This window comes from Prosthecobacter fusiformis (genome assembly GCF_004364345.1).
GTDB lineage: Bacteria > Verrucomicrobiota > Verrucomicrobiia > Verrucomicrobiales > Verrucomicrobiaceae > Prosthecobacter > Prosthecobacter fusiformis.
The window spans coordinates 785,089-808,962 of the sequence record NZ_SOCA01000002.1; the positions used below are offsets into that span (position 1 = coordinate 785,089).

Genomic DNA, 23,874 nt, shown 5'->3' on the forward strand with positions numbered 1-23,874 from the left:
GAGGCGAGGAAAAAAGAACACTGAACACCCCAAGAGATGGCCTTGTCTTTCGTCATGCGCATTGGTAAAAACCCATCCAGCGGTATGAAACATTTTTTCTGGCTCCCTTTTGTCTTTCTTCTCATGCCCACCCTCAGCCAAGCTCAAACAGCCGAAGAGGTGCAGAAGCGCATGGAGGCCCTGATCAAGGAAGGCAATCACCGGGAGGCGGCAGACCTGGGCAAAAAGATGGTGCTATCCCTAGCAGGCACGCCGAGTCTGCTGGAACTGACCACCCTGGCATTGAACCATCTCCAGGCTTTTCAGGAGCAGGAAGAGGTGATCGAGGCGGTGGTGAAAGCGCATCCGCAGCAGTGGGATATTCTGCTTCAGGCCGGCAAGAGTTATCGCCACTTACCTCAGGGGGGCATGCTGGTGGATGGTAAGTTCGAAAGAGGATATCCCCAGTGGGGTCGGGGCGGCGGCACCTATGTGCAGACGATGCTGCGCGACCGGGTGAGGGTTTTGCAGCTTTTAGAGGCGGCCTGGAAGGCCCTGCCTGCGGATGCGACGTCTGGAAACAAGATCGATATTCTCCCGGCGCTTTCGTCTGCGCTTGGTCAAAATCAGCATGGTGCAAACCAGGCCTGGGCGCTTCAACACCTAACAGATCTGACCGCCCTGCCGGATTACGATGACCAGAGCGGCCTGGACAGTCCTGCCACGGGTTACCCAGTGGATGCCGATGGCAATCCTGTTTACTTCAAAGCCGCCCAGTCTTGGGAAACCGCGAGGAACGATGGCGAGCGCCTGCTTTGGAGTATGCAGGAAATGCATAAGCTGGTGGATTCGCCCATCATGTCCACCAAGCCTGAGGTGGCTGACCTGGGTAGAGACTGGTTCTCCGTGCGTACGCTTGCAGGGTATGGGTTCCGTTTTGATGCCGATGAAACCGAGACAGCCCGTCGTGATGGCATTGCCGCCTTGCACACCCTTAGTGATGATGAAACGGTGGTCAGGCTGGCCACTGGACCCAAAAGGCTAAAACTGCCGGAGGAATGGCAATTTCTGAAGATCTATCGATCAGTCGCGGAGGATGTGCAGGTGGCTGCCACTCAGCGGGTGAGTTCGTGGATGAAGATCGCTGACGAACTAAAAAATCGCCGCCAGTATTCCCGTGCGGTGGAGGCTTTCCAAAAAGCACTGGAACTGCAGACTGATGAAGACCAGAAAAAACACCTTCAGCAGGAGATCAGCCTGATCATCGCACAGCAAGGGGAATTCGATCCTCAGCAACCGAAGCCAGCGGGAAGTGAAGCCGCGCTGTCTCTGACCTTTCGCAATGCGACCCAGGTCAAGCTCAGTGCACGCCGAGTGGATGTGGCGAAACTGCTGGCCGATACGGAGGCTTACCTGCGCACCTCCCCGCAGCAGCAGGACTGGCAGAAAACCAATGTGGGCAGCATCGGACAGCGTCTTTTAAATGAAGGCTTGGACAAGTATCTGATTGGTGAAGCGGTGACCTGGGAACAGAAGCTGGAGCCTCGCGCTAATCACTGGGACCGTCGCGTGAATGTGCCCACTCCTTTGAAGGAAGCTGGGGCCTGGCTGGTGGAAGGCCTTTTTGAAGGTGGGCACAAATCCCGTGCCCTCCTTTGGCTGGAAAGTCTGGTCATCGTGCATACCCGGCAGGAGGGTGCGGGCCATTATTTTTTGGCGGATGCCGTCACCGGTGCACCTGTGGCCGGAGCGACAGTGAAGTTCTTTGGCTACAAGCAGGAATGGACAGATAGCCGACGGAATAACAAACCTGTTTTGAAATACAGTTTCAAAGATTTTCAAATCATCTCTGATGCCCACGGGCAGGTAAGGGTAAAGGACAGTCAAGTGAATGAATATCAATGGCTCATCCAGGCCAAAGGAAAGGATGGACGCCTGGCTTACTTGGGATTTGAGCACCTTTACTTTGGGGATGGGCGCAACTCGTTCGGTGAACAAACCCGACTTTACACCATTACCGACCGCCCCGTTTACCGCCCTGGGCAGGAGGTGAAGTGGAAGGTCTGGGCACGGCGCGTGGGCTATGATCCCAAGGTGAATACCAATCCTTTTGCCGGTGCAAACATCGAGATGATCATCACCGATCCACGTGGTGAGGAGATTCTGAAAAAGACGTATAAGGCCGATGACTCTGGAGCCTTTGATGATGTGCTCACACTTGGCAGTGAAGCCACTCTTGGCCAGTATAACTTGAAGATGGAAAGGAAACATGCCCTGGGGGGGAGCGAGTATCTTGGCAACCATTACTTCCGGGTGGAGGAGTATAAAAAACCTGAGTTTGAAGTGAAGGTGGATGCTCCCTCCAAGCCTGTTGCTTTGGGTGATAGTTTCGAGGTGAAGATCAAGGCCGACTATTATTTTGGCGGTCCGGTGAAACAGGGGAAAGTTAAGTATAAGGTGCAACGAAGTGCCCACACGGAACGCTGGTTTCCTGCGGGACGTTGGGATTGGCTTTTCGGTGAAGGATACGGCTGGCGGGCGAATTATTATTCCTGGTATCCAGGCTCGGCAGACTGGTGCTTCTGCATTCCGCGATATCCCTGGATACGCTGGCATACTGACCCACCGGAACTGGTGGCCGAAGGCGAATCCCCACTGAATGCGGACGGCAGCTTTACCGTGAAGGTGGACACTTCGCTAGCGAAGGAACTGCATGGAGATGAAGATCATCGATATGCTATTGAAGCCGAGGTGACGGACGAATCTCGTCGCACCATTTTTGGCAGCGGCAGAGTGTTGGCGGCGCGTCGTCCGTTTGAGGTTTATGTCTCACTGGACCGTGGTTATTATCAGGCGGGTGAAGAGGCTACTGTCACTGTCCATGCCCGCACTATGGATGGACGTGAAGTGGATTGCGCAGGTCCGTTGACGCTTTATCGAATTACTTATGACAAGGACGGCAACCCAAGTGAAGAGGCTGTGCATGAGGAGCAGATCAAACATCCTGATGTGAACGGGAAAACGACGGCCATCCGGTTAAATTTTCAAAAGGCGGGACAGTATCGCGTGTCTGCCAAAATGAAGGATCTGGTAGGTCACGAAATCGAAGGCATTACCTTTGTCACTGTCCGTGGAGCAGGATTCAGTGAGGGCAAAGACTTCCGTTTTGATGATCTGGAACTCATCACGCAAAAGGACGAATACGAGCCGGGAGAAGAGGTGGAGATCACCCTGAATACCAATCGCCCCGGCAGCACGGTGGCGTTGTTTTTACGGACGCAAAATGGTGTCTATCCAGAGCCCGTCTGGATCAAACTAGAGGGCAAAAGCACCACTTACCGGTTTAAGCTGAGCGAGGCAGATCAGCCGAATGTTTTCCTGGATGCTTATACAGTCAGCAGTGCCCGAGTGTACCAGGTCACGCGTCAGATCATTGTGCCTCCGAAAAAACGCATCGCGACTGTGGAGCTCACACCTGACAGCGAAACCTATCTGCCTGGGCAGGGCTCCAACGTGAAGGTGCTGGTGAAAGACCAGGATGGAAAACCTTTTGCAGGAAAGGTGGTCCTGACCGCCTATGACAAGGCACTGGAGTACATTTCCGGGGGCAGCAATCAGGAGGACATCCGGCCCTTCTTCTGGGGCTGGAAGCGCAGTCATTATCCGCAGGTGAGGGATTCACTGCATGACCTGGAGACTGGATTGCGCAAAGACAATGAGCAATGGATGCAGCCGCTGGGAGTGTTTGGCGGCAGCGTAGCAGATGATGAAGGGGGTAAAAGTGGGCTGCAGGCTGCCAATGGCCTGGGGGATGGCCGACTCTATAAACGTGGAGGGGGGAGCTTGGGTGAGATGCGGGCCATGGCTGCTCCTCCTGCCCCGCCTGGGGCACCGATGGAAATGGCGGCCGCAGCTCCTGCCATGGCAGTTGCGGATAGTTTTGCCGCAGGTGGTGCTCCAGAAGGGGAAGCCCCGCAGCCGATGATCCGCAGTAATCTGGCAGACAGTGCGGTGTGGATCGCTGACTTCACCACGGATGCGGAAGGCCAGGGCGAGTTCAGTTTTAACCTGCCGGACAACCTCACCACCTGGAAGCTTCGCTCATGGGTGATGGGTTCTTCAACACAGGTGGGGGAGGCGAGTGTGGAAGTCATCACACGCAAGAACCTCATGGTGCGGCTGCAAGCTCCGCGCTTCTTTGTGGAAAAGGACGAGGTGGTCATCTCTGCCAATGTGCATAACGAAATGGATGTGGAGCAGAGTGTGAAAGCGGTGCTGGAACTGGAAGGGGGTGTGCTGGAGCAGTTGAAAGCAGAGGCTGGAGGCGAAGCTCCTGTCGTTGTCGCCGCGCATGGCGAAAAACGCTTCGACTGGCGGGTCAAAGTGACGGGCGAGGGCGAAGCGAAGATTCGCGTGAAGGCCCTGGCTCAAAAGGACAGTGACGCCATGGAAATGACCTTTCCCGCTTACATTCACGGGATGCTGAAAACGGATGCCTGGAGCCTGGCCCTGCGGCCCAATGAGACTAGCGGCAAGATCAGCTTCAAGGTGCCAGTAGAGCGCAAGCCGGAGCAGTCGCGTCTGGAAGTGCGCTATTCCCCTACTCTGGCCATGGCGTTGGTGGATGCGCTGCCTTACTTGGTGGATTATCCTTACGGCTGCACGGAGCAGACGCTGAATCGATTTGTACCCACGGTCATCACTTTGGGCGTGATCAAGGATCTCGGCGTGGATTTGAAGGATGTGAGGGACAAGCTGACCAACCTAAATGCGCAGGAGATTGGCAAACCTGAGGAACGGGCCAAACACTGGAAACATGGGTCTAACAAAGTGCCTGTTTTTGACGAAGATGAGGTCAAAAAAATGGCGAAGTCCGGGCTGGCGCGGCTGGAGGCGATGCGCAGTGCGGATGGTGGCTGGGGCTGGTTCCCTGGCGGCCGTGAATCGTCCCCGCACATCACCGCTGTTGTACTGCATGGACTCAAGGCTGCGGAAAGAACCGGTTTTGACATCAATGACGGTCTCATCCGCAATGGCGTGAACTGGCTCACCCAGCATGAGACGGAGCAATTGCGTCGCTTGGCGCTGCCAGAGAAAGATCGCGAGCACAAATCCGCTCCAGACAATCTGGACGCGCTGGTGCATAGCGTGCTGGTCGAATACCAGGCTGGTAACAAAGCGATGCGTGATCGGCTGTATGAAAAGCGTGAGCGTCTCTCCCGATACAACCTGGCCCTGCTCGGTCTAACTTGTGATGCGGTGGAAGAAAATGAGCGGCGCGATATGTGCCTTCGTAATTTGAAGCAGTTCCTCAAGCAGGATGATGAAAATCAGACCGCTTTCCTGGAGCTGCCGCAGGGTGGCTGGTGGTGGTATTGGTATGAGGACCAGATTGAAACACAGGCTGCTTTCTTGCGTCTGCTAGTGGCTGCTGAACCGAAGGGTGAAACAGCATCCCAAATCGCTAAATATCTGCTCAACAACCGTCGCAACGGTACTTACTGGAACAGCACTAAAGATACGGCAGCGGTGATCGAAGCATTGGCTGTCTATGCCAAAGCCAGCGGGGAATCCAACCCAAGCCAGACCATTGAGGTGCTAGTGGATGGCAAGTCCGTGAAGAAGGTGGAGATCACCAAGGAAAACCTTTTCACGTTTGATGGCACACTGGTCATTGAAGGGCAAGACCTAACCACGGGTGAACATACCGTGGAACTGCGAAAAACGGGGGAATCCCCTTTGTATGCGAACGCCTACCTGACTATCTTCTCCCAAGAGGACATGATTCCCGCAGCGGGATTGGAAGTAAAGGCACGGCGTAAATTTTACAAGCTCATTGAGGAGAAGCCTGAGCAGCAGGTGGCAGGATCTCGCGGTCAGGTGGTGACACAGCAAGGACTCAAATATCGGCGCGAGGAAATCGCCAGCGATGCCCCCATCAAGAGCGGTGATCTCATCGAGATCGAACTCTCAGTAGAGAGCAAAAACGACTATGAATATGTGCTCATCGAAGACATGAAACCGGCCGGTTTTGAGCCAGTCAAAGTGCAAAGCGGCTGGAGCTATGAGGGCCTGCCGGCCTATCAAGAATTCCGCGATGAGAAAGTGGCCTTCTTTGCCGAACGTTTGCCGCGCGGCACGCACAACCTCAGCTACCGTGTCAAAGCCGAGATCCCCGGACGTTTCAGTGCTCTGCCAACCAAGGTGGAGGCAATGTATGCGCCGGAGCTAAAGGGGAATTCGGATGAATGGAAGGCGAGTATCAGCGAATAAGGTTCTGACAACGGAAACCAGAAATAGATCTTCACAGCGGGCGGCCTGTATGGATGGGGCCGCCCGCTCTGTTCGTAAGAAGTCCTGAGCCACGGCGTATTCTGGCCATGCCGCGTCTATTGCTGACTTCCATCACAACTCTTCTACTGGGCTCTTTTGCCCACGGGGAAGAGCGGGCGGTCAGCTTTGTCCATGACGTTATGCCGCATCTGCAAAAGGCAGGCTGCGCTGCTGGAAACTGTCATGCCAAACCGGAGGGACAAAACAATTTTAAACTCTCCGTCTTTGGTTATGATCCGGCCAATGACTATCATGAAATTGTCCGGGATGACCGTGGACGTCGTGTTTTCATGGCTGCGCCGGAAGAAAGCCTGTTGCTAAAAAAAGCCACCGGTGCGGTGACTCATGAAGGCGGGGCTGTTATCACCAAAAGCAGCGAGACTTATGAGCTCTTGGTGCGCTGGCTGAAACAAGGTGCGCCTGCTGTGCTGGTGGGCGAGGCACTCGTGACAGGCGTCAATGTGGAGCCACGGGAGCGCAGCTATAAGAAGGGGGAGAAGCAACCGCTGAAAGTCACGGCGAAGTATTCAGACGGAAAGACAAAGGACGTTACTCCATTGACCGAATTTTTATCACAGGATAAGGAGATGGCCAGCGTGGATGAGCATGGCATGGTGCAGGCAGGACTTACCAGTGGCGAGGGCGTGGTGCTGGTCCGATATATGGGACATGTGGATGTGGCACGCGTCACGGTGCCTGCGGAAAATTTGCTGCCTGACGGCATGTATGCCGATCTGCCCGTGAATAATGAGGTGGACCGGCTGGTCTATGCCCGGCATCAAAAGCTGGGCCTTCTGCCCTCCGACATTTGTACCGATGAGGAGTTCATGCGCCGCTCATCATTGGATGCGATTGGGATGTTGCCCACAGCGGAGCGAACCAAGGAATTCCTGGCCGACAAGAGGCCTGATAAACGGGCGCTTTATATCGACGAACTTCTCGATCATCGTAATTATGCCGACCATTGGGCGATCAAATGGGGAGACCTCATCCGGCCCAATCCATCCCGCGTTGGGGTAAAGCCAGTTTATCTCCTGGACCAATGGTTACGGGATGCCTTCCGCCAAAACATGCCATATGACCAGATGGTGAAGGAACTGCTCACTGCTGAAGGCAGCACCCATGAATACGGTCCGGTGGCGGTTTTTCGAGATAAACGTGAGCCCATTGATGCCAGCTCTTTTGTTAGCCAGATCTTCCTGGGAGTGCGCCTGGACTGTGCCAAATGCCACCATCATCCGAGTGAGAAATGGACGCAGGAGGACTATTATCAGCTCGCCGCGTTTTTTGGACAGATGTCGCGCAAAGGGCAGGGGATCTCTGCGCCTATTTCAGGTGAGCCTGAATACTGGTGGTATGGCGGTAAGGGCGAAGTCCAGCACCCGGTGACTGAGGCTGCCATGGTTCCCAAGCCCCCCGATGGACCAGAAATGCCTTATGTGGCCGGACAGGATCCACGTGCCCGGCTGACCGACTGGATGGCCAGCAGTGAAAATCCTTTTTTCGCGAAAGCCATTGTCAACCGCCTGTGGTCCGAGTTTCTGGGGCGTGGTATCGTCGAACCCGTGGATGATTTCCGCGTTTCCAATCCCGCGACTAACGAGGCATTGCTAACTTGGCTGGCTGAGGACTTCACCGCTCATGGCTATGACCTTAAGCATCTGATGCGCACCATTTTGAATTCGAGGACGTATCAGTTCAGCTCCGAGCCCAACAAGCACAATCTGGCAGATACCAAGAACTTTTCTCGTTCGCAGAAACGCCGCCTCAGTGCCGAGGTATTGCTGGATGCGCTGGATGATTTAACAGGTGTCCGTGACAGCTTCAGCGGTCTGCCGCCGAATTCACGTGCGGTCATGACCTGGAATCATAAGCTGGAAAGTACCTTTTTGGATGCTTTTGGCCGGCCTAATGCCAGCCAGGAATGCCCCTGTGAACGTGAGAGGAAATCCAGCGTCATCCAGGCCCTGCACCTGATGAATTCCAATGATCTCCAGGCCAAGCTTAGCGCCAAAGATGGCAAGATTACTGGGTGGGTGAAGAGTGATCTTGCTGAACCGCAGATCGTCAAAGAGGTGTATTTATCCGCTTATAACCGCCTGCCGAATGCTGAGGAGTTACGGACAGCATTGAAGTTTTTCACCACGCCGGGTGCGACGAGGCAGACGGCGGTGGAAGATCTGGCCTGGGCGCTGATTAATTCTGCGGAGTTCGTCTTCAATCACTGAGGGAATTATTACCCACGTGAGGAGGCTGTCTTCCAGATGACCCAGCATTCGGGCGGATTGGCGCTGCGGTTAACCGGGCGCAGATTCTGGACCTCAAAAGCGCGCGGAGGCAGGGACGCAGCCCATTCGGTGAGGGCGACCAATTCCTGGGCACCACCTTCGTGGCCTGGGTAAACGGCGATGGTCAGCAGACCGCCCGGCTTTAGAAGTTCCAGTGCGGCGTTCACTGCGGCAAGGGTGGTCTCGGTGCGAGTGATGATCGTTTTATCAGAGCCGGGAAGGTATCCCAGGTTAAACATGATGCCCGCCAGCCGTCCGTGGTGATCTGGTTGAACGGCCTGAAGCATGGTCTCATGTCCGGCATGGACCACGGTGGACTGACTTTCCGTTACCCCTGCTTCGGTCAAACGACGACGAGTTTCCGCGACTGCGGCGGCCTGTACGTCCATGGCATAAACATGTCCCTCTGGGCCAATGCAATGCGCGAGGAAAAGCGTGTCGTGGCCATTCCCTGCGGTTGCATCCAGGACTATGTCCCCGGGTTGCAGCCGGTCCGTCAGGAGCAGTTGAGCCCAACGAACAGCGGAGGGCAGGCCACCTGTAGCACTGGCCAAGCGTGGAGACGTCAGGGGTGTATTCATCTGGGATTTTGCATCGCGCCAGCCACCTGACAAGTACGGTGAGAAGCTGATTTTGTGACGCGCAGCACAATTGACAGGAGAATTTCATCCGCCTAATTTCCTTTCGGTTGCCTTCACCTGTTGAAGGCTGACTTGAAGATTGTCTCTGACGCCATGAGCCAGGCTTCTGTTTCCATACTCGATTGGCGGCCCCTGATTCAGACCTTCAATGAACTTATACGTCAGCAACCTTGCGTACAGCGTGACTGATGATGAACTGCGCAGCGAGTTCGCCGGGTTCGGCAATGTTTCCAGTGCACGTGTCGTGATGGACCGTGAGACCGGTCGCTCACGCGGATTTGGTTTTGTGGACATGCCCGATGATGCGGAGGCCAAGCTTGCGATGGCAGGTTTGGAAGGGAGCAATTTGGCGGGCCGGGCGATGAAAATTGTCGAAGCACGCCCCAAAGAGGAGCGGCCCCGGCCTGTCGTAGGTGGCGGAGGCTACCCGGATGGCCACAAAAAGAAACCGGACCGTGGTCACGCGGGCGGTTTTCGGTCTCCTCCACCTCCCTCCTACAACGACTGGGATGATCGGGACCGGGGTGGCAAAAAGGGCAAACCACGTGATCGCGGACGTCGCAATCCAGAAAACGACTGGGACTAAGACCGAAACCGCCGCCACCGAATGGAGTAATCCACGGTGCTAAAATGTGAGTCACCAAGCTTTTTGCTTTGGTTTACCTAAACTTAAGCCTTTGCAAAATGAACGCCTGGGACTAAATTTCTGTAACAGACATAGTTGCTATGCCTGAAATGGCTAGGCTGTCCTGCCCCGTGTGACTCCTGCACCCGGAACCATTGATAAAGTGGCGAGCGGTGGCAGCGCAGGCTGCTTGACCGGAGGCGGCAGCTACCTGTGATTTTAGGTGAAATGATTCACCGACTTGCGATTTCGGCAAAAGCACCCACCTTGCGCGCCCTTTTTGCCAACCAGACTGACCTGTGAGCCAATCCCACCCTACCGATGACCTCCGCGTGGCGGAGATCCTGCCCCTGATCCAGCCAGCATTGCTGATGCATGACATTCCGCTCGGGGAGAAGGAGGCGGTCTTTGTGGAACAGGCGCGCCGTAGTTCCGAAGCCATTTTAAAACTCAAGGACGACCGTTTATTGGTCGTCGTAGGACCATGCTCAATTCATGACCGGCTGTCGGCGCTGGAATATGCACAGTTAATCGTGGATGCCCGGCAGAAATACGCGGCGGATTTGGAGATCCTGATGCGCGTTTATTTTGAAAAACCTCGCACCACTGTTGGGTGGAAAGGCTTCATCAATGACCCGCATTTGAATGAAAGCTACGACATCAACACTGGCTTGCGTAGCGCCCGCAGTCTGTTGATCGACTTGGCTAAAATGGGTGTGCCTGCGGCCACGGAATTTCTCGATGTCATCACTCCGCAATACATCGCTGACGTGGTGGCCTGGGGGGCCATCGGGGCTCGTACGACGGAGAGCCAGGTGCATCGGCAGCTCGCCTCAGGCTTGTCCATGCCAGTGGGCTTCAAAAACGGTACGGATGGTAGCATCCAGACTGCCCTGGACGCTATTCAGGCGGCCGCAGGACAGCATTGTTTCCTTTCGGTGACCAAGGACGGCGTGGCCGCTATTGTTAAAACCTGTGGCAACGATGCCTGCCATGTCATCCTACGCGGGGGCAAGGCCGGGACGAATTTCGATGCGCAGTCCATCGAATCCGTTGTCAGCCAGCTCAGCACACGCGGCCTTCCGGCCAGCGTAATGGTGGACTGCAGCCACGGTAACAGTCTCAAGGATTACCGCAAGCAACCCGGCGTGGCTGATTCACTGGCTGAGCAGATGAGCGCAGGCAGTCAGGCAATCACCGGTGTGATGATCGAAAGCCATTTGGTGGAAGGTCGCCAAGATGCCAAACCCGGTCAGGCCTTGACCTATGGGCAGAGCATCACGGATGCCTGCGTGAATTGGGCGGCCACTGAAACCATGCTGGAGACCCTGGCAGCTGCTGTGCGCGCACGGCGAGCGGTGTAAGACACTGGCCGTTTCTACTTTCACTCCTGGGAAACATGAGTTAACCCGAGACTTACTTTTTCAGTGATCGCCTCTCACATTAAATCATTCTCCCGCGCACGCATCCTCGTCATTGGCGATGTTATGCTGGACCACTTCATCTGGGGGGCCGTTCGGCGCATTTCCCCGGAGGCACCCGTGCCGATTGTTGAAGTGACGAAGGAGACCACCTTCCCTGGTGGTGCGGCCAATGTCGCCCGCAATCTTTCTGCCTTTACCTCGCATGCTTATTTGATGGGACGCGTGGGCCGTGACAGCGCTGCGGGTGAACTGCGGCGTCTGTTGCATGAAGAAGGCGTGAATACCGATCCGATGCTGGAAAGCAGCACGCTGCCCACCATCGCGAAGACCCGCATCATCGCCCGTCAGCAGCATTTAGTCAGGGTGGATCGTGAGACAATACAGAAGCTTTCGGCTGACGAGCTGGATGAAGTTTCCCAAGGTGTTGAGGCGATGCTACCAGAGCTTGATGGCCTCATCATTGAAGATTACGGAAAAGGCTTTATCACCCAGGCTTTCGTTGACCGTGTGCTTGGCCAGGCCAAAGCCGCAGGCAAACTGGTAACGGTGGATCCTTCACCACATAATCCGTTGAGCTGGCGTGGTGCGACGCTCGTCAAACCAAACCGGCTGGAAGCCTTCGCTGCTGCGGGCATCCAAGATCAGCGCACCCCCGGCCCGCCGCTGGAAGATCGGCGTCTTCTTGAGGTGGGCGAGCAACTGCTTGACCAGTGGGCCGTCGGCAAAGTTCTAGTGACCCTTGGCGAGCAGGGGATGATGCTTTTTCAGCGCGATTCTGCGCCTCACCATATCCCCACCCGAGCCCGCGAGGTCTATGACGTCTCCGGTGCTGGGGATACGGCGATCGCCTTTTTGACACTGGCCATGGCCGTCGGCCTCAGTGCAGAGGCGGCGGCTGAAATTGCCAACCGGGCCAGCGGCATTGTGGTTGGCAAACTGGGTACGGCCCGTGTGATGGAAGACGAACTTCTGCAATCCTTCGAAGACTGATATCTCATGTCCGATTTTAACTCCATGCTTCAAAGCCATCTCGATGGCCATCTTGCCACGCTTAAACGCCTGGATGAATGTCGGGACATTTTGGCTGCCATCGGCCAGGCTTGGGTGGATGCGTTGAAGGCCGGGAAAAAAGTCCTGTTTTTTGGCAATGGTGGCAGTGCTGCTGATGCCCAGCATCTGGCAGCGGAACTTTGCGTACGCTATCGCATCAACCGTCGTGCACTGGCAGGGCTGGCGTTGACGACTGATTCCTCAGTGCTCACCGCCCATAGCAATGACTATGGTTTTGAAACCGTCTTCGCCCGTCAGGTGGAGGCCTTTGCCCAGCCGGGTGATGTTGTCGTCGGCATCTCCACCTCAGGTACCAGTAAGAATGTTGTCGCCGGATTGAAAGCCGCACGCGAAGCAGGCTGCGTCGTGGTTTCATTCACCGCAGAAAAGGGGGCTGATTGTGCTGCTCTGGCTCATCATGCTTATTGTGTGCCAACTCCGGTAACGGCGTATGCGCAGGAATGCCACCTGATGGCTGGGCATGTGCTCTGCGAGTATGTGGAGGCGGCCTTTAAAGATTAAGTATTCACTCTTTTGTTAGGCGAAATTTCTTTGTGGGATTAAGCCGTAAAATAATGATGGCTGCTATCGCTCTGCGATTGGGCCGGAGGATTGAGGACAAGCTGGCGCTCATGCGTCTGTGCGCCTGTTATGGTGGAATCAGCCGGTTTCGTGGTGGTGAGATCACTCTTGAAACCAACGTGCCAGGAGCGCCGAGACTGCATCTAAGAGCGGCCCTGCCGGATACGATTCTGATGGTGGAGGTGCTGATGGAGCAAGATTATCGTTGCCTGCGCCACCTGTCTTTCGTCCCGGCAACTATCCTGGATATCGGTGCCAACATCGGCTTGGGCAGCCATTACATGAAATCGCTTTTTCCAAAAGCGCAGATCATCGGTTTTGAACCCTCACCAGCGGAGTATAGGATACTTTCAGCCAACTATGCTGGATGGGATGACTGCAAGGCCCTTCAATGCGCCATCGGTGATGAAGACGGTGGGCAGATACGCTTTGCCGTCCATCCTGAACGCACAGGCGGTCAGCATGTTCTTGGGGATGGCGAGTCCGGCGACTGGAACGAGATTCTTGTTCAAATGCGACGGGCCGACTTTCTTATCGAAGCAGGAGACATCGCTATTCCAGACCTAGTTAAAATGGACATCGAGGGGGCTGAAGTCACGGCGTTAAAAGGCTTTGGTGATTATCTCTCCAAGGTGCAGGCCTTTGTTTTGGAAACGCATTCCCCCGCACTGCACGCGCAGTGCATCGCCATGCTCACGGCTGCTGGACATCGGGTGGTGAATGACGTGCCTCGTTCTTCTGACGCTCGTATCTTGCTGACTGAACAGCAGACTAACTGTTAATTAATAGAGACGCCATGGATCGTGCTTACTGGAGAAGCCTCTTTGCTTCGATGCCCTACGCTCTGCTGAGTGGGCTGCGTCAGCATGGATGGAAGGGAGGCTATCTGGCCCTGGCTGTATTTGTATTCAAACGTTTATGGATGCCGATGGAGATCCTGCCAGGAATAAGGCTGACGAACTGGCGGGAGGCGGCCAATTATTTGGACAATTTTGTGCTGAATGAGCTGCGTCAACCCGAGGTGGAAAAGCTGATCCGGGAGACTGAAGGCGAGGTCATAGAAGCGGGTGTCAATGTGGGCATCACCACACGCTGGTGGCTGGCACTGAATCCTGCCGTGCATGTGATCGGGCTGGACATGATGCAGGAGTCTTTGGATTACACTGGCAAGTGTATTGGAGCATTGAACCAGTCCAGCCGCTGGCATCCTGTCGTGGGCGCTGTGGGGGATTCTGCAGGTCAGATGACCGTCACTTTTGATGATCCTCTGGAGGGCACTAACAGCTTGGACAATCTTCAAGGAGGCATTCAGAGGACAGTGGAGGTCAATACGGTGGATGCATACTTGCAGCGTGCTCCATTGCGTCGCCCACTGCTTTTTAAACTGGATATTGAGGGTCATGCCGCTGCCGCCCTGCGAGGCGCTAGCCGCCTGCTACAAACGGTGCGCTGGGTGGTGGTGGAAATTCATCACGAAGAAGAGCTTTCCCAGTCTGCGGCACTGCTGACAGAGAAGGGGTTTGGGCTGCGTCATTTTCATGGCCGCACCATGTGGTGGGCACGGCTGGACTGATATGATTTTACGCAACCTTTCATGGCTCACGGTGTCTCAGGCAGTGCGTTTGTTCACAGGCTTGTTTGTGGGTGCTTGGCTGACACGAAGCCTGGGACCAGAGAAGAACGGCTTGTTAGGCACGGCCATGGTCATCAGTTCGCTGATGGGGTTTGCTGCGGAATTGGGGCTCCGCCAGATATTGATCAAAGAGTTGTCCGTTCGTGTCGGCGATGCCGGACTGGTTTTTGGGACTGCCGTGCGACTGATGTTCTCCTGGGGACTGGTTTGTTTCGCTATCGCCTGTGGAGTGGCCTGGTGGTGGGGTGGGGCGGAGATGCTAATAGTTGCCAGTATTCTATGCGCATCCTTGCCTCTGAATGCTTATCTGGCAGTGCTTTCACGGTGGGATGCAGCGCAGCAAGCGCAACGCACGGCCCGACTGGGCATCCTGGCCAATACACTGGCGGCACTGGCCCGCATCGTGTGCATCCTTTCTGGCGCGGATCTTCGTTGGGCAGCCTTCACTCTTCTTTTGGAGGTGGTCATCTCGGCAGTCGTTGCCTTTGGCTGGTCATTCAAAAATGGCTGGGCTGCGGATCTACGCCTCTGGGATGGCAAGGTCGCGCGATCCCTTTTGCGGGAATCGCTGCCTTTGTTCCTGGCCCATTCAGGCACCTTGCTTTTGCTGCGGGTGGACCAGTTGATGATCTACCATCTACGGGGAGCAGCGGAAGCAGGCGTGTATGCTGCTGCGACTCGTTTGTCTGAAATTGTTTATGCGGTGGGTCCCTTGATGATCATGACTTTCATGCCCGTCCTCGCCAGATCTTTCCAAAAGGATCCCTTTAAATACCAAAGGCAATGTGCCTGGCTGTTTGGTGGACTTAGCTTGCTGGCTTATGGGTCCATCCTGTTCTGGTGGGCTCTAGGCCCCTGGGTGGTGCAGGTTTTGTATGGAGATGCCTTTGAACAGGCCTCCATGATTCTTTTCGTTCATGGCATTGCCGCACTGCCTTATTTACATGGGGAGCTGCGTAGTGCTCTGCTGGTCATCGAAAGAAAAACGCTTTGGAGCGTCCGCTGTGCTGCGGCTGGGCTGCTCATCAATGTGCTGCTGAATCTCTGGCTCATCCCACGCCATGGTGCGGTGGGGGCCGCCTGGGCCACGGCCATCGCCTACACGCTTGTGTGGCTAGTCGCATCTTGGGTTGTGCCTGCTCTCAGATCCATTGGCAGTCAGCAATTGGCTGGTCTGGTTTCACCTTTCTGGTTGTGGAGGCAGTTGCGCCAGTGGAGGCTTCTCATGTCATGAAATCTGAATTTCTGGACCTCTTCCATCTTCGACGCATCGCCATTGTGCGCTGTTGCGGGCTGGGCGATGTCGCCCAGATGACACCGTTGCTTCAGCAGATCCGTCAGGATGCACCGCAGGCTCAAGTGGAGGTTTTTTTGAATGCCAATGTGGCTTCATTGCTGGAAGGTTCACCCTGGGTGGATAAGGTTCACGCATTACCCGTCAAAGATTTTCTGCCCTCTCCAAGGAATCTGTTCATCAAGCAGCTTTGGAAAAAAGTCGGTCAGCAGGGACCATTCGATGCCCTCTTTTGCCTGGACCTTTCGTGGTCGCGAACGGTACATGCGCGGGCTGTTCCGGCAGACTGGCGCGTGGGTTTCCGTACCGAGGCTTGGAAGCCCTTCAGTCCTTTGGATTTCACGGTGACCGTCCCAGTGGATTATCCACGAAACGCGGACCATACGTCGCTCTGGTTTTTACGTTTGTGGTTAGGCTCCACAGACTCTGAAGACCATGGCTTCACGGCGGATCTGCGCCATCTGAAAGACCGGCGTCGCTCCCCCTTGCCCGGTCATGTGGCCCTGGTGCCGCGTGCAGGAAATGATCTGGTATCGGGAGATCTCAAACAATGGCCCATGAAGCATTGGCCGAGGTTGGCGCAATGCATCCTCGCACAAGGCTGGACGCCCGTCGTGATGGGCCGGGCAGGGGATCTTGATATGAAGACAATGCCCCGTGGCACGTTGGATATGCAGGGTAAACACAGTGTCACGGAGGCTGCCCGTTATATTTCTAGATGTGCGGGTTTGATCGGAAATGACTCGGGGTTATTCCACATCGCGCTGGCGGTTGGCACTCCTGCTGCCGGGATTTTTGGGCCTACTGCGGTGGCGCGGACAGGACCGTTTCGTGCTTCTCACGGTCTGTCCATCACGGCACCACTGGCCTGTGTCCCTTGCTGCTCAACCCAGTGCCAGGTGGCGGCCGAAGGACGAAAGGAAAGTGAACGTCCCTTCTGCCTGTCCAGCTTGACTCCTGAATGGGTGTGTGATCGCGCACTCAAACATTTTACCCATGCAAAATCATGAATGAAGGCCGTTCCGGTGCTTTGTTTCCCCTGATCCTGCTCGGCGCTGGCGGCTTTTTCGCTCTGGCTTCCATTCTGCTGACGGAAGGCAATACGATTGGCGAATTTTGCCGCTATCTGCTGGTGGGTGGATTCCTGCTGAGCGTCGTCGCGCCACGCGTGGGATTTTATACTTGGCTGACACTTTGCGGATACAATGATCTGTTGAAGCGGCTCATGATCATGGGGGGACGGGTCAGTCATGAGGATTTAAAGTATGTCTTGGGAATCACGCCGGCCATGTTTGGCGGGGTGGTGGTGGCTCTTGCTGTGGGTGGACTGCTAGGCACTAGGCGGCTGATGTTTCGGGATCTTGTGGCCATCCTGGCGGGATGTGTGCTGATGGTCGCTACCGGTGCCTTGGCTTATTTAAAGGAACACAGCGGCCTCAATGGTGTGTTGCAGGCCATGGCCAACAATGGCCTCTATGCCCTGCTGCTTTTTGTGCTGCCGCTTCTCTATCGCTCCGTCGAAGATCTCCAACGGTTGTGGCGTTTTCTTGTCATTATCTTTTTGCCAGTTGCCATCTATGGAGTGATCCAGCAGGTACAGGGATTTGCCGAGTTCGAAGTGGACTATCTAAAGACGGGACTCAGCATTGAGGTCAAGCAGCTCGTGGCGGGAGAAGTGCGAGCCTTTTCCACCCTGAATTCTCCCAGTGCGTTGTCCGTCGTCTGTGCCACCCTGGCAGTGGTGAGTTTGTTTTTAGGGTTTGCTCATCGTGGGAAAGACAGTCGGCCAGTGCTGCGCCCTTCTGTGGCGCTCATATGTTTCGGGATTCATTTTGCAGGGCTCATCGCAGCCACCAGCCGCACTCCTATCCTGATTGTTCCCATCGCTCTCATGGGGGGCTGGTGTTTCTTTTCGAATGTCCGTACCCGGGTTTTTTATGTGCTCGCCGTGGGCAGCTTTTTAGCCCTGGTTGTCGCCTCACCCTGGCTGGTGCAGCGCATGGATTTTCTGAATGAATTCATTGGAGGCCTTGCCCCACGGGATAGCTTCATCGGGCGGATGATCATTGTGGGCACCTACTGGGATCGTCTTGAAGGTTTCGCCACCGTGCTGATGAATCCTGATGCCTATACTTTGTTAGGCTGGGGCATTGATGAGCATGGGGAGGGACGCTTTCACTTCCATGATCCCCTGAGTGAAATTCTGGTCCGGTTTGGCTCGCTTTTGCTGCTTTTTTTAATTGTGGTCGGCATCTGGTTCCTGCGGCTGAGCCACCGCCAAGCCTGGGACTTGAATGAGGATGCAGATCGCCAGTTTGCTGCGCGGATGATTGCGCTGGCCTTTGCGATTGTGGCTGTCTCCATCATCAGCGGTAGCATCCTCTCAGTCTTTCCTAACAACGTTTTCTTCTGGCTTTGTTTGGCCGGAGTGGCGGCTCTGGCACGGCAGCAGGCGATGAGTGAAAAATTGCAGCGGGAGAAAGCCGCATCTCGTCCCATTACTTCACCCCTCCTGCCACCTGGGCACATTCGGCCTCGCTTCCGCAGGTCCGGCATTCATTCATGAATCCTGGCTATCATCTTCTGAGCGTCGGGGCAAAGATCTGGCCGCTGGTCAGGGGGCGCGATTTCATGATCAGAAACGTGCTACGTCGGCCAGCTTGGCGCGATGCGCTGGCTGGAAGGACCTCTCTGGTGAAAACTCGCGCAGGCTTCCCCATGCATGTGAATCCGGGAAATGATTTCATTTCCATGGGCCTCAAACTCTTTGGTAACATCGAGCCAGTGACGGAAAGATTTATTCTGGAGCATGTCCCTGAGTCAGGTGGTTTTGCCGACATTGGAGCTAATGTCGGTTACTTCTCCCTTCTCGTTGCCAGTCTTCGTCGGGATGCCCTCGTGCATTCCTTTGAGCCGAATCCACCCATCGCCAGCCTGTTGGAAAAAAGTGTGCAGCTGAATAACCTGTCTGGGCGGGTCACGGTGAACCGGCTGGCGGTGGGGGATCAGGCTGGCGTGCTGCCTTTCTGCCTGCACGATACAAATACAGGCCATTCACGCCTGGCTGCCGACGGCGTTGGTGGAGATATTGAAGTGCCGGTGATTGTCTGGGATGATTGGTGGGCACTGAAGGTTCCTGAGCCGCGTATTCACTGCGTGAAAATGGACATTGAAGGCGCTGAACTGCTAGCACTGAGGGGGATGAAAAACTTCCTGCTAAGGCAAAAGCCAGCGCTCATCGTCGAGGGCTATGAAGAACAGCTTCGCGAGTTTGGCTGCACCGTGGCGGGCATGAAACAGTTCATTATGGATCTCGGATACCGCGAGGCATGCCCAGCCGATGGCAATTTATACTTCACCCACTCCCACGCCTGATGTCAATGCTCCGCTCCATGGCCCGCCGCTGGCTTTTCACATTCAATACCATCCGATACCGGGTGGAATGGCCACGGATCGAACTGGCGATGAAAAAGTACACGCCGTTGAAAGGGGTGATTTTCGATGGAGGTGCAGGTTCTGGCGAGTTCATCCGCCGTTGCCTTGAACTTGGCTTTGATGAAGCCGTTGCTCTGGAATACGATGATCAAAATTACGCCCTTCTTCAGAAGAATATCGGGCGTCTGCCAAAAGTGCGGACGATGCGGGAATCCTTGCTGGATATTCCCTTGCCGGATGAAAGTGTGGATGTCGTTTTGTCCACTCAGGTATTGGAACATATCACGGATCACAAGCGTGCTGCTTCGGAACTTTGCCGCATCTTAAAACCCGGAGGTCATGCAGTCATCACCGTGCCACGTCCTCCAGAGCCATTTCCAAATCCGGAGCATATGCGTGAAGGCTACACGGAGGTTGAGCTCGCAGCTTTGTTTGCACCGTATGGGATGAAAGCTCTGGCCAGTGACTGGTTCCTGACGCGTGATACGGTGGACAGGATGCTGAGCTGCGCACGCCTCCCCGCACGGGGCATGTTTGTTCCTGTGGCTTTGGTAGATGCGGAGACGCAGCTCACCCCGAAAGAGCGGCGTGCCCTGCGTCCCTACGGACTGCTGACCGTATTCCAAAAGGAAGTCTGATGGCATCCTCCGCACAGACTCCGGCTGCCAGACTGCTCTGGATAGATCCGTTTTTCCAAGCCACTCGTCCAACGACGCAAAGCCTTTTCCAGGCACTGCCGTTTGTGTTGGAAAAAGGCTGGCCGCTAGAGCTATGGTGCCTGGATCACGATCCGCTGGATGCGCGGGTAAAAGTGGTGAAGCTACCGCATGCACGGGTATTGAGGCTTTTGGAGCCACTGTGGTTTTGGTTCATGGCTTGGTGCAGGCTTTCCTGGCTGAGATTGTGCGGGCAAAGCTGGGCGGTTGTCCACACCAGCGGACCGGACATGGCTGGCGCTGATGTGATGTCACTGCACTTTCATAACCGGACATGGTTGCGCCTCCAGTGGTGGGAACAGGCAGACTCCTTTAAAGACCGGCTGCGAATCCTGCATACCCTCATCGGAGTGGTTCAGGAAACCTTCGCCTTCAAATCCGGCCGCTGGCGTGTCATCCTGCCTGTGTCAGAAGGGCTCGCCAACCGGATACGTCCTCAGCTTGCAGTAGGAAAAAGGATCCATGTTTTGCCCAATGCACTGGATGAATCCCGATTTCATTCAGGCGTCCGTGAACGTCATCGTGAGAGCATGCGCAAGGAAATGCAGGCTCAATCGCAAGACTATGTTTTCATCTTCGTCAGCACCGGCCACTATCATCGCAAAGGTTTAATGCCAGCGTTGCTGACTGTTCAGGCATGCCGTGATATGGCCCGTGAGGAACTGGGATTGAATCTGCGTTTCTGGGTAGTCGGGGCAGGGGAGCGGGCACAGTCTGCATTGATCCCTCAGTTGGAACAAACAATCGCTGACTGGCGGGAGTGGGTGCAACTGGTGCCTCCCACCCAGGCAGTGGAGCGGTACTATGCTGCTGCGGATGCCTTCTTGTTTCCCTCCCGTTATGAAACGTTTTCGCTGGTGGCTCTGGAGGCAGCTGCTTGTGGGCTTCCTTTGCTAGTCACCGCCTACGATGGTCATGAGATGTACCTGGAAGACGGAATCAACGGCTTCCTCATGCCCTGGGATAGGGAAGGCATGAAAGAACGCGTTACCCATTTTTTACGGTCAGGTCGGCATCTCTTGAGACCGGGGCCATCGGAGTGTATTCATGCTTCTGGTTATGCCGAGTGCCTGGATCGAGTCTATGGGGATGTCATCCGCGAACGAATTGCATGAGACACAGCGCTCAAGTTCATCTGGCACCAGCACATCCATGCATGGGCTGGGTCAGCATGAACCGGTACTGGCAGGCGCTGGTCACGGAAAGTAAGTCTGACGCGGGTGTGCGATCATTGTTTCCCGCAGGTCCTGTGGAGACTCCTGCCAAATCCCGCTGGCAGAGGCTATGGCTGCGCCGGGTTGCGTATCCTTGGATGATCAAAACACAAGTCCGCTCAGGTGTCCTACACATTTTGGATCATAGCTTTGCTGACCTGCTTTCCTCTGTCCGGCCCGCTGTTCGCACCGTAGTCACTGTGCATGACCTGATACCGCTGAGTGATCCAGCCGACCTGACTTCTTCGCAGTGGATGAGGTATCAAAAAACAGTGTCGTGGATACCCCGGGCGGACAAGGTGGTGTGTGTTTCCAATCATACCCGCCAGGAAGTCCAGTGGCTTTTGAACGTGAGCGAGGACAAGCTGCATGTGCTGCCCAACGGTACCTCCCAGCTGCCATTTCCGGATGCCGTCATGAGCGAGCGTTTGGCGATACTGCCGCCTTTTATTTTGAGTGTGGGGGGAACTCGTCCTCGCAAAAACCTACGACTCTTGGTTCCGCTGACACAATGTTTGGCGGAACGAGGCTCACGCGTAACTGTGGTACGTGCGGGTCCTGCCCTGGATGAATCCTTGGCTGCCAGGATCCGAGAGCATGCTGAGCTGCATGAATTGGGAATGGTCAGTGATGCAGAATTGGCTGCGGCTTATGGCCGGGCTGCTTTGACCTTGGTTCCCTCCACTCATGAGGGATTCGGCCTTCCTGTGTTGGAGGCCATGCAGGCAGGATGTCCAGTCGTTTACAGTCAGGCTACCAGTCTGCCAGAGGTGGCAGGTGAGGCTGGATTAAGTTTTGACCCTGATGATCCTACTCGGGCTGCAGACTTATGTTGGCGTGTCCTATCCGAGCCGGACCTCCGTCAGCAGTTAATTAAAGCAGGCCGCGCACGTGCAAATCAGTTTACGTGGTCGGCACACTGGCGGGGGCTACGTGAAATTTATGACGGATTGCTGAATTCATGAGTGAGCTTTTTAAAAGTCATCGTTGGGCGCTTGCCGTTCTGGCTGCGGCTTTGGCATGCCTCATTGGCTGGCAGCCGTATGCGGCAGGCTATGGTGATTTTCGTCTTACGCTATGGCAGGAACTCCTCGTCCGTTGGCAGGATCCCACGTGGCAGCATGGTTTCCTGGCTCCGTTCATCGCTGGCTGGCTGGTGTGGCGTGAGCGTGCAGTACTATCCATATTGCCGTCCAAAACCAGTGCTTGGGGGCTGCTCATCATCGTGATGGCATTGCTGTTTTATTTTGCCGGGTACAAGGCTAACAATTATTACTTTGGAGCCTTTGGAATGCAGTGGTTCGTTGCCGGGGCTGTTCTGTGGATTTGGGGGAAGGACCATGCCCGGTGTCTAATTTTTACATGGTTGATGCTTGGGTTTATGTGGCCACTGGTATTCCTTGAGGAAAGTCTGGGGTACCGTCTTCAGGTCTTGATGGTGGAAAGTGTCTCGATTGTCCTGAATGCGCTACAGGTGGATACCATCCGTGATGGCACGGCCCTTTTGTCCGCACCGGATGCGGAGTCTGGGCGCACGATGGGGCAGCTCTTCAGCCTGAAGGTGGACGGTCCATGCAGTGGCATGCGCTCCCTCTTTGCTCTGCTGAAGGTGGCCGCTCTGTTTGGGTATTTTAGTCAAAGGACGATCTCACGGCGCCTATTCATCTTCCTGTGCAGCATTCCATTGGCTGTCGTGGCAAACATGGTGCGCATCTTCATCCTGCTTGGCGGCACAGTGCTTTTTGGGCAGGAATTTGCGGTCGGGAATCAAGAGCAGGACGTATCTGCCTTCCACTTTGCCTCGGGCATCGCCGTGTATCTGGTGGCCCTGCTGGGATTGCAAACAGTGGCTTTCCTGGTGAATCGTTGGTTAGGTCCAGAGGAATCATCTCCCGTAAGGCCCTCGGCTTCTACATCCTCCTGGCAGTCACCCTTTCTCAATGTGCGGCTGGGGCTGCTCCTTTTGTTAGTCGTCTGTTCCATCATCGCTTGTCGTCTTTCTCCTGAGGTTAAGGCTGGTAATGAAGCTGGCGTCTTGATGGAACTGCCAGTTGGCATTGGCCGCTATCTCGGGGATGTAGAGCCTCCAGATGAAGTCGAAAAAAAGCTGCTTCCGGCCGATACCCAGATTGTGAAGATGCGTTACCGTACGCTGTCGTCGCCTCCGCTGCGGGATGTGGCCAATGTCACTCTGGTTCTTTCCGGCGCAGAACGCCGCAGTATCCACCGGCCTGAAGTCTGCCTGGACGGCCAGGGTTGGACCCTCCTGAACTCGCGAGTGGTTCCTGTGAAGATTTCTCCAGGTCACATTTTAGAGGTGAAGGACCTTTTGATTGAGCGTGTATGGGTGGCCCCGGACGGCACGCGCAAACCTTTGCGGGCACACTATGTCTATTGGTTCGTCGGTACGGATGTCACCACGCCTCACAATGCTACACGGGTGTGGCTCAGCAGTTGGGATAACATCATGCGCAATGTCAATCACCGGTGGGCTTACCCAAGTGTCAGCGCCTGGGTGACAGAAAATTTCGATTCTAGCGAAACCGGCCAGCGCAGCCGCAGTTCAGAAGAAACAATGGAAGTCATTACCCAATTGATTCGTGATCTGGCACCCCGCTTTCAGAAATCGTTCATGCAAGAAGCAGCTAACGAACATTGAT

Annotated in this window: 17 protein-coding genes; 16 read left to right on the forward strand and 1 reads right to left on the reverse strand. The window is 55.3% G+C overall.

Annotated features, from left to right (window positions below; all coding sequences use genetic code 11):
- Window positions 1–123: 123 nt before the first annotated feature.
- Both EI77_RS09085 and EI77_RS09090 read left to right on the forward strand, forming a co-directional pair.
- On the forward strand, window positions 124–6,252 hold the full coding sequence (locus tag EI77_RS09085) for an alpha-2-macroglobulin family protein (RefSeq protein WP_166647139.1): 6,129 nt from the start codon (window positions 124–126) through the stop codon (window positions 6,250–6,252).
- Window positions 6,253–6,359: 107 nt separating this feature from the next.
- Entirely contained in the window at window positions 6,360–8,540 is a 2,181-nt protein-coding gene (locus EI77_RS09090; RefSeq protein ID WP_166647140.1) for a DUF1549 and DUF1553 domain-containing protein, read from the forward strand.
- Window positions 8,541–8,548: 8 nt separating this feature from the next.
- On the opposite strand, the gene mnmM is transcribed toward EI77_RS09090, so the two are convergent.
- Window positions 8,549–9,181 carry a tRNA 5-(aminomethyl)-2-thiouridylate-methyltransferase MnmM gene (gene mnmM, locus EI77_RS09095; protein WP_133794881.1) on the reverse strand — a complete coding sequence of 211 codons (633 nt, stop codon included), beginning with the start codon at window positions 9,179–9,181 and terminating at the stop codon, window positions 8,549–8,551.
- Window positions 9,182–9,389: 208 nt separating this feature from the next.
- Between mnmM and EI77_RS09100 the strand changes: the two genes are divergently transcribed.
- The 14 genes from EI77_RS09100 (at window position 9,390) to EI77_RS09165 (ending at window position 23,873) form a co-directional block, all read left to right on the forward strand.
- On the forward strand, window positions 9,390–9,827 hold the full coding sequence (locus tag EI77_RS09100) for an RNA-binding regulator (protein ID WP_133794883.1): 438 nt from the start codon (window positions 9,390–9,392) through the stop codon (window positions 9,825–9,827).
- Window positions 9,828–10,165: 338 nt separating this feature from the next.
- Complete coding sequence (locus EI77_RS09105; RefSeq protein ID WP_133794885.1) at window positions 10,166–11,230, forward strand: 3-deoxy-7-phosphoheptulonate synthase; 1,065 nt, start codon at window positions 10,166–10,168, stop codon at window positions 11,228–11,230.
- Between the two features lie 63 nt (window positions 11,231–11,293).
- Window positions 11,294–12,280, forward strand: coding sequence for a D-glycero-beta-D-manno-heptose-7-phosphate kinase (gene rfaE1, locus EI77_RS09110; RefSeq protein ID WP_133794887.1), 987 nt, complete (start codon window positions 11,294–11,296; stop codon window positions 12,278–12,280).
- A gap of 6 nt (window positions 12,281–12,286) precedes the next feature.
- A complete protein-coding gene (locus EI77_RS09115) occupies window positions 12,287–12,862 on the forward strand; it encodes a D-sedoheptulose 7-phosphate isomerase (protein ID WP_133794889.1) in 576 nt (191 codons plus the stop codon).
- Between the two features lie 53 nt (window positions 12,863–12,915).
- Complete coding sequence (locus tag EI77_RS09120; protein WP_133794891.1) at window positions 12,916–13,704, forward strand: FkbM family methyltransferase; 789 nt, start codon at window positions 12,916–12,918, stop codon at window positions 13,702–13,704.
- 50 nt (window positions 13,705–13,754) lie between these two features.
- A complete protein-coding gene (locus EI77_RS09125) occupies window positions 13,755–14,495 on the forward strand; it encodes an FkbM family methyltransferase (protein ID WP_208300307.1) in 741 nt (246 codons plus the stop codon).
- A 1-nt stretch (window position 14,496) separates the two neighbouring features.
- Complete coding sequence (locus EI77_RS09130; RefSeq protein WP_166647141.1) at window positions 14,497–15,789, forward strand: flippase; 1,293 nt, start codon at window positions 14,497–14,499, stop codon at window positions 15,787–15,789.
- Window positions 15,786–16,859: a glycosyltransferase family 9 protein gene (locus EI77_RS09135; protein ID WP_133794897.1), complete on the forward strand. Its 1,074-nt coding sequence runs from the start codon at window positions 15,786–15,788 to the stop codon at window positions 16,857–16,859. The genes EI77_RS09130 and EI77_RS09135 overlap by 4 nt, the downstream gene beginning before the upstream one ends.
- The gene (locus EI77_RS09140) at window positions 16,856–18,415 is read left to right on the forward strand and encodes a hypothetical protein (RefSeq protein WP_133794899.1); all 1,560 of its coding nucleotides are present in this window, start codon (window positions 16,856–16,858) and stop codon (window positions 18,413–18,415) included. The genes EI77_RS09135 and EI77_RS09140 overlap by 4 nt, the downstream gene beginning before the upstream one ends.
- Window positions 18,416–18,480: 65 nt before the next feature.
- Window positions 18,481–19,224: an FkbM family methyltransferase gene (locus tag EI77_RS09145; RefSeq protein ID WP_166647142.1), complete on the forward strand. Its 744-nt coding sequence runs from the start codon at window positions 18,481–18,483 to the stop codon at window positions 19,222–19,224.
- Between the two features lie 17 nt (window positions 19,225–19,241).
- The gene (locus EI77_RS09150) at window positions 19,242–19,922 is read left to right on the forward strand and encodes a class I SAM-dependent methyltransferase (protein ID WP_166647143.1); all 681 of its coding nucleotides are present in this window, start codon (window positions 19,242–19,244) and stop codon (window positions 19,920–19,922) included.
- Window positions 19,922–21,115, forward strand: coding sequence for a glycosyltransferase family 4 protein (locus EI77_RS09155; RefSeq protein WP_133794905.1), 1,194 nt, complete (start codon window positions 19,922–19,924; stop codon window positions 21,113–21,115). Before EI77_RS09150 ends, EI77_RS09155 begins: the two co-directional genes overlap by 1 nt.
- 56 nt (window positions 21,116–21,171) lie before the next feature.
- Window positions 21,172–22,179, forward strand: a complete 1,008-nt coding sequence (locus EI77_RS09160; protein ID WP_166647144.1) for a glycosyltransferase family 4 protein — start codon at window positions 21,172–21,174, stop codon at window positions 22,177–22,179.
- Complete coding sequence (locus tag EI77_RS09165) at window positions 22,176–23,873, forward strand: exosortase/archaeosortase family protein (protein ID WP_133794908.1); 1,698 nt, start codon at window positions 22,176–22,178, stop codon at window positions 23,871–23,873. The genes EI77_RS09160 and EI77_RS09165 overlap by 4 nt, the downstream gene beginning before the upstream one ends.
- Window position 23,874: the final 1 nt, after the last annotated feature.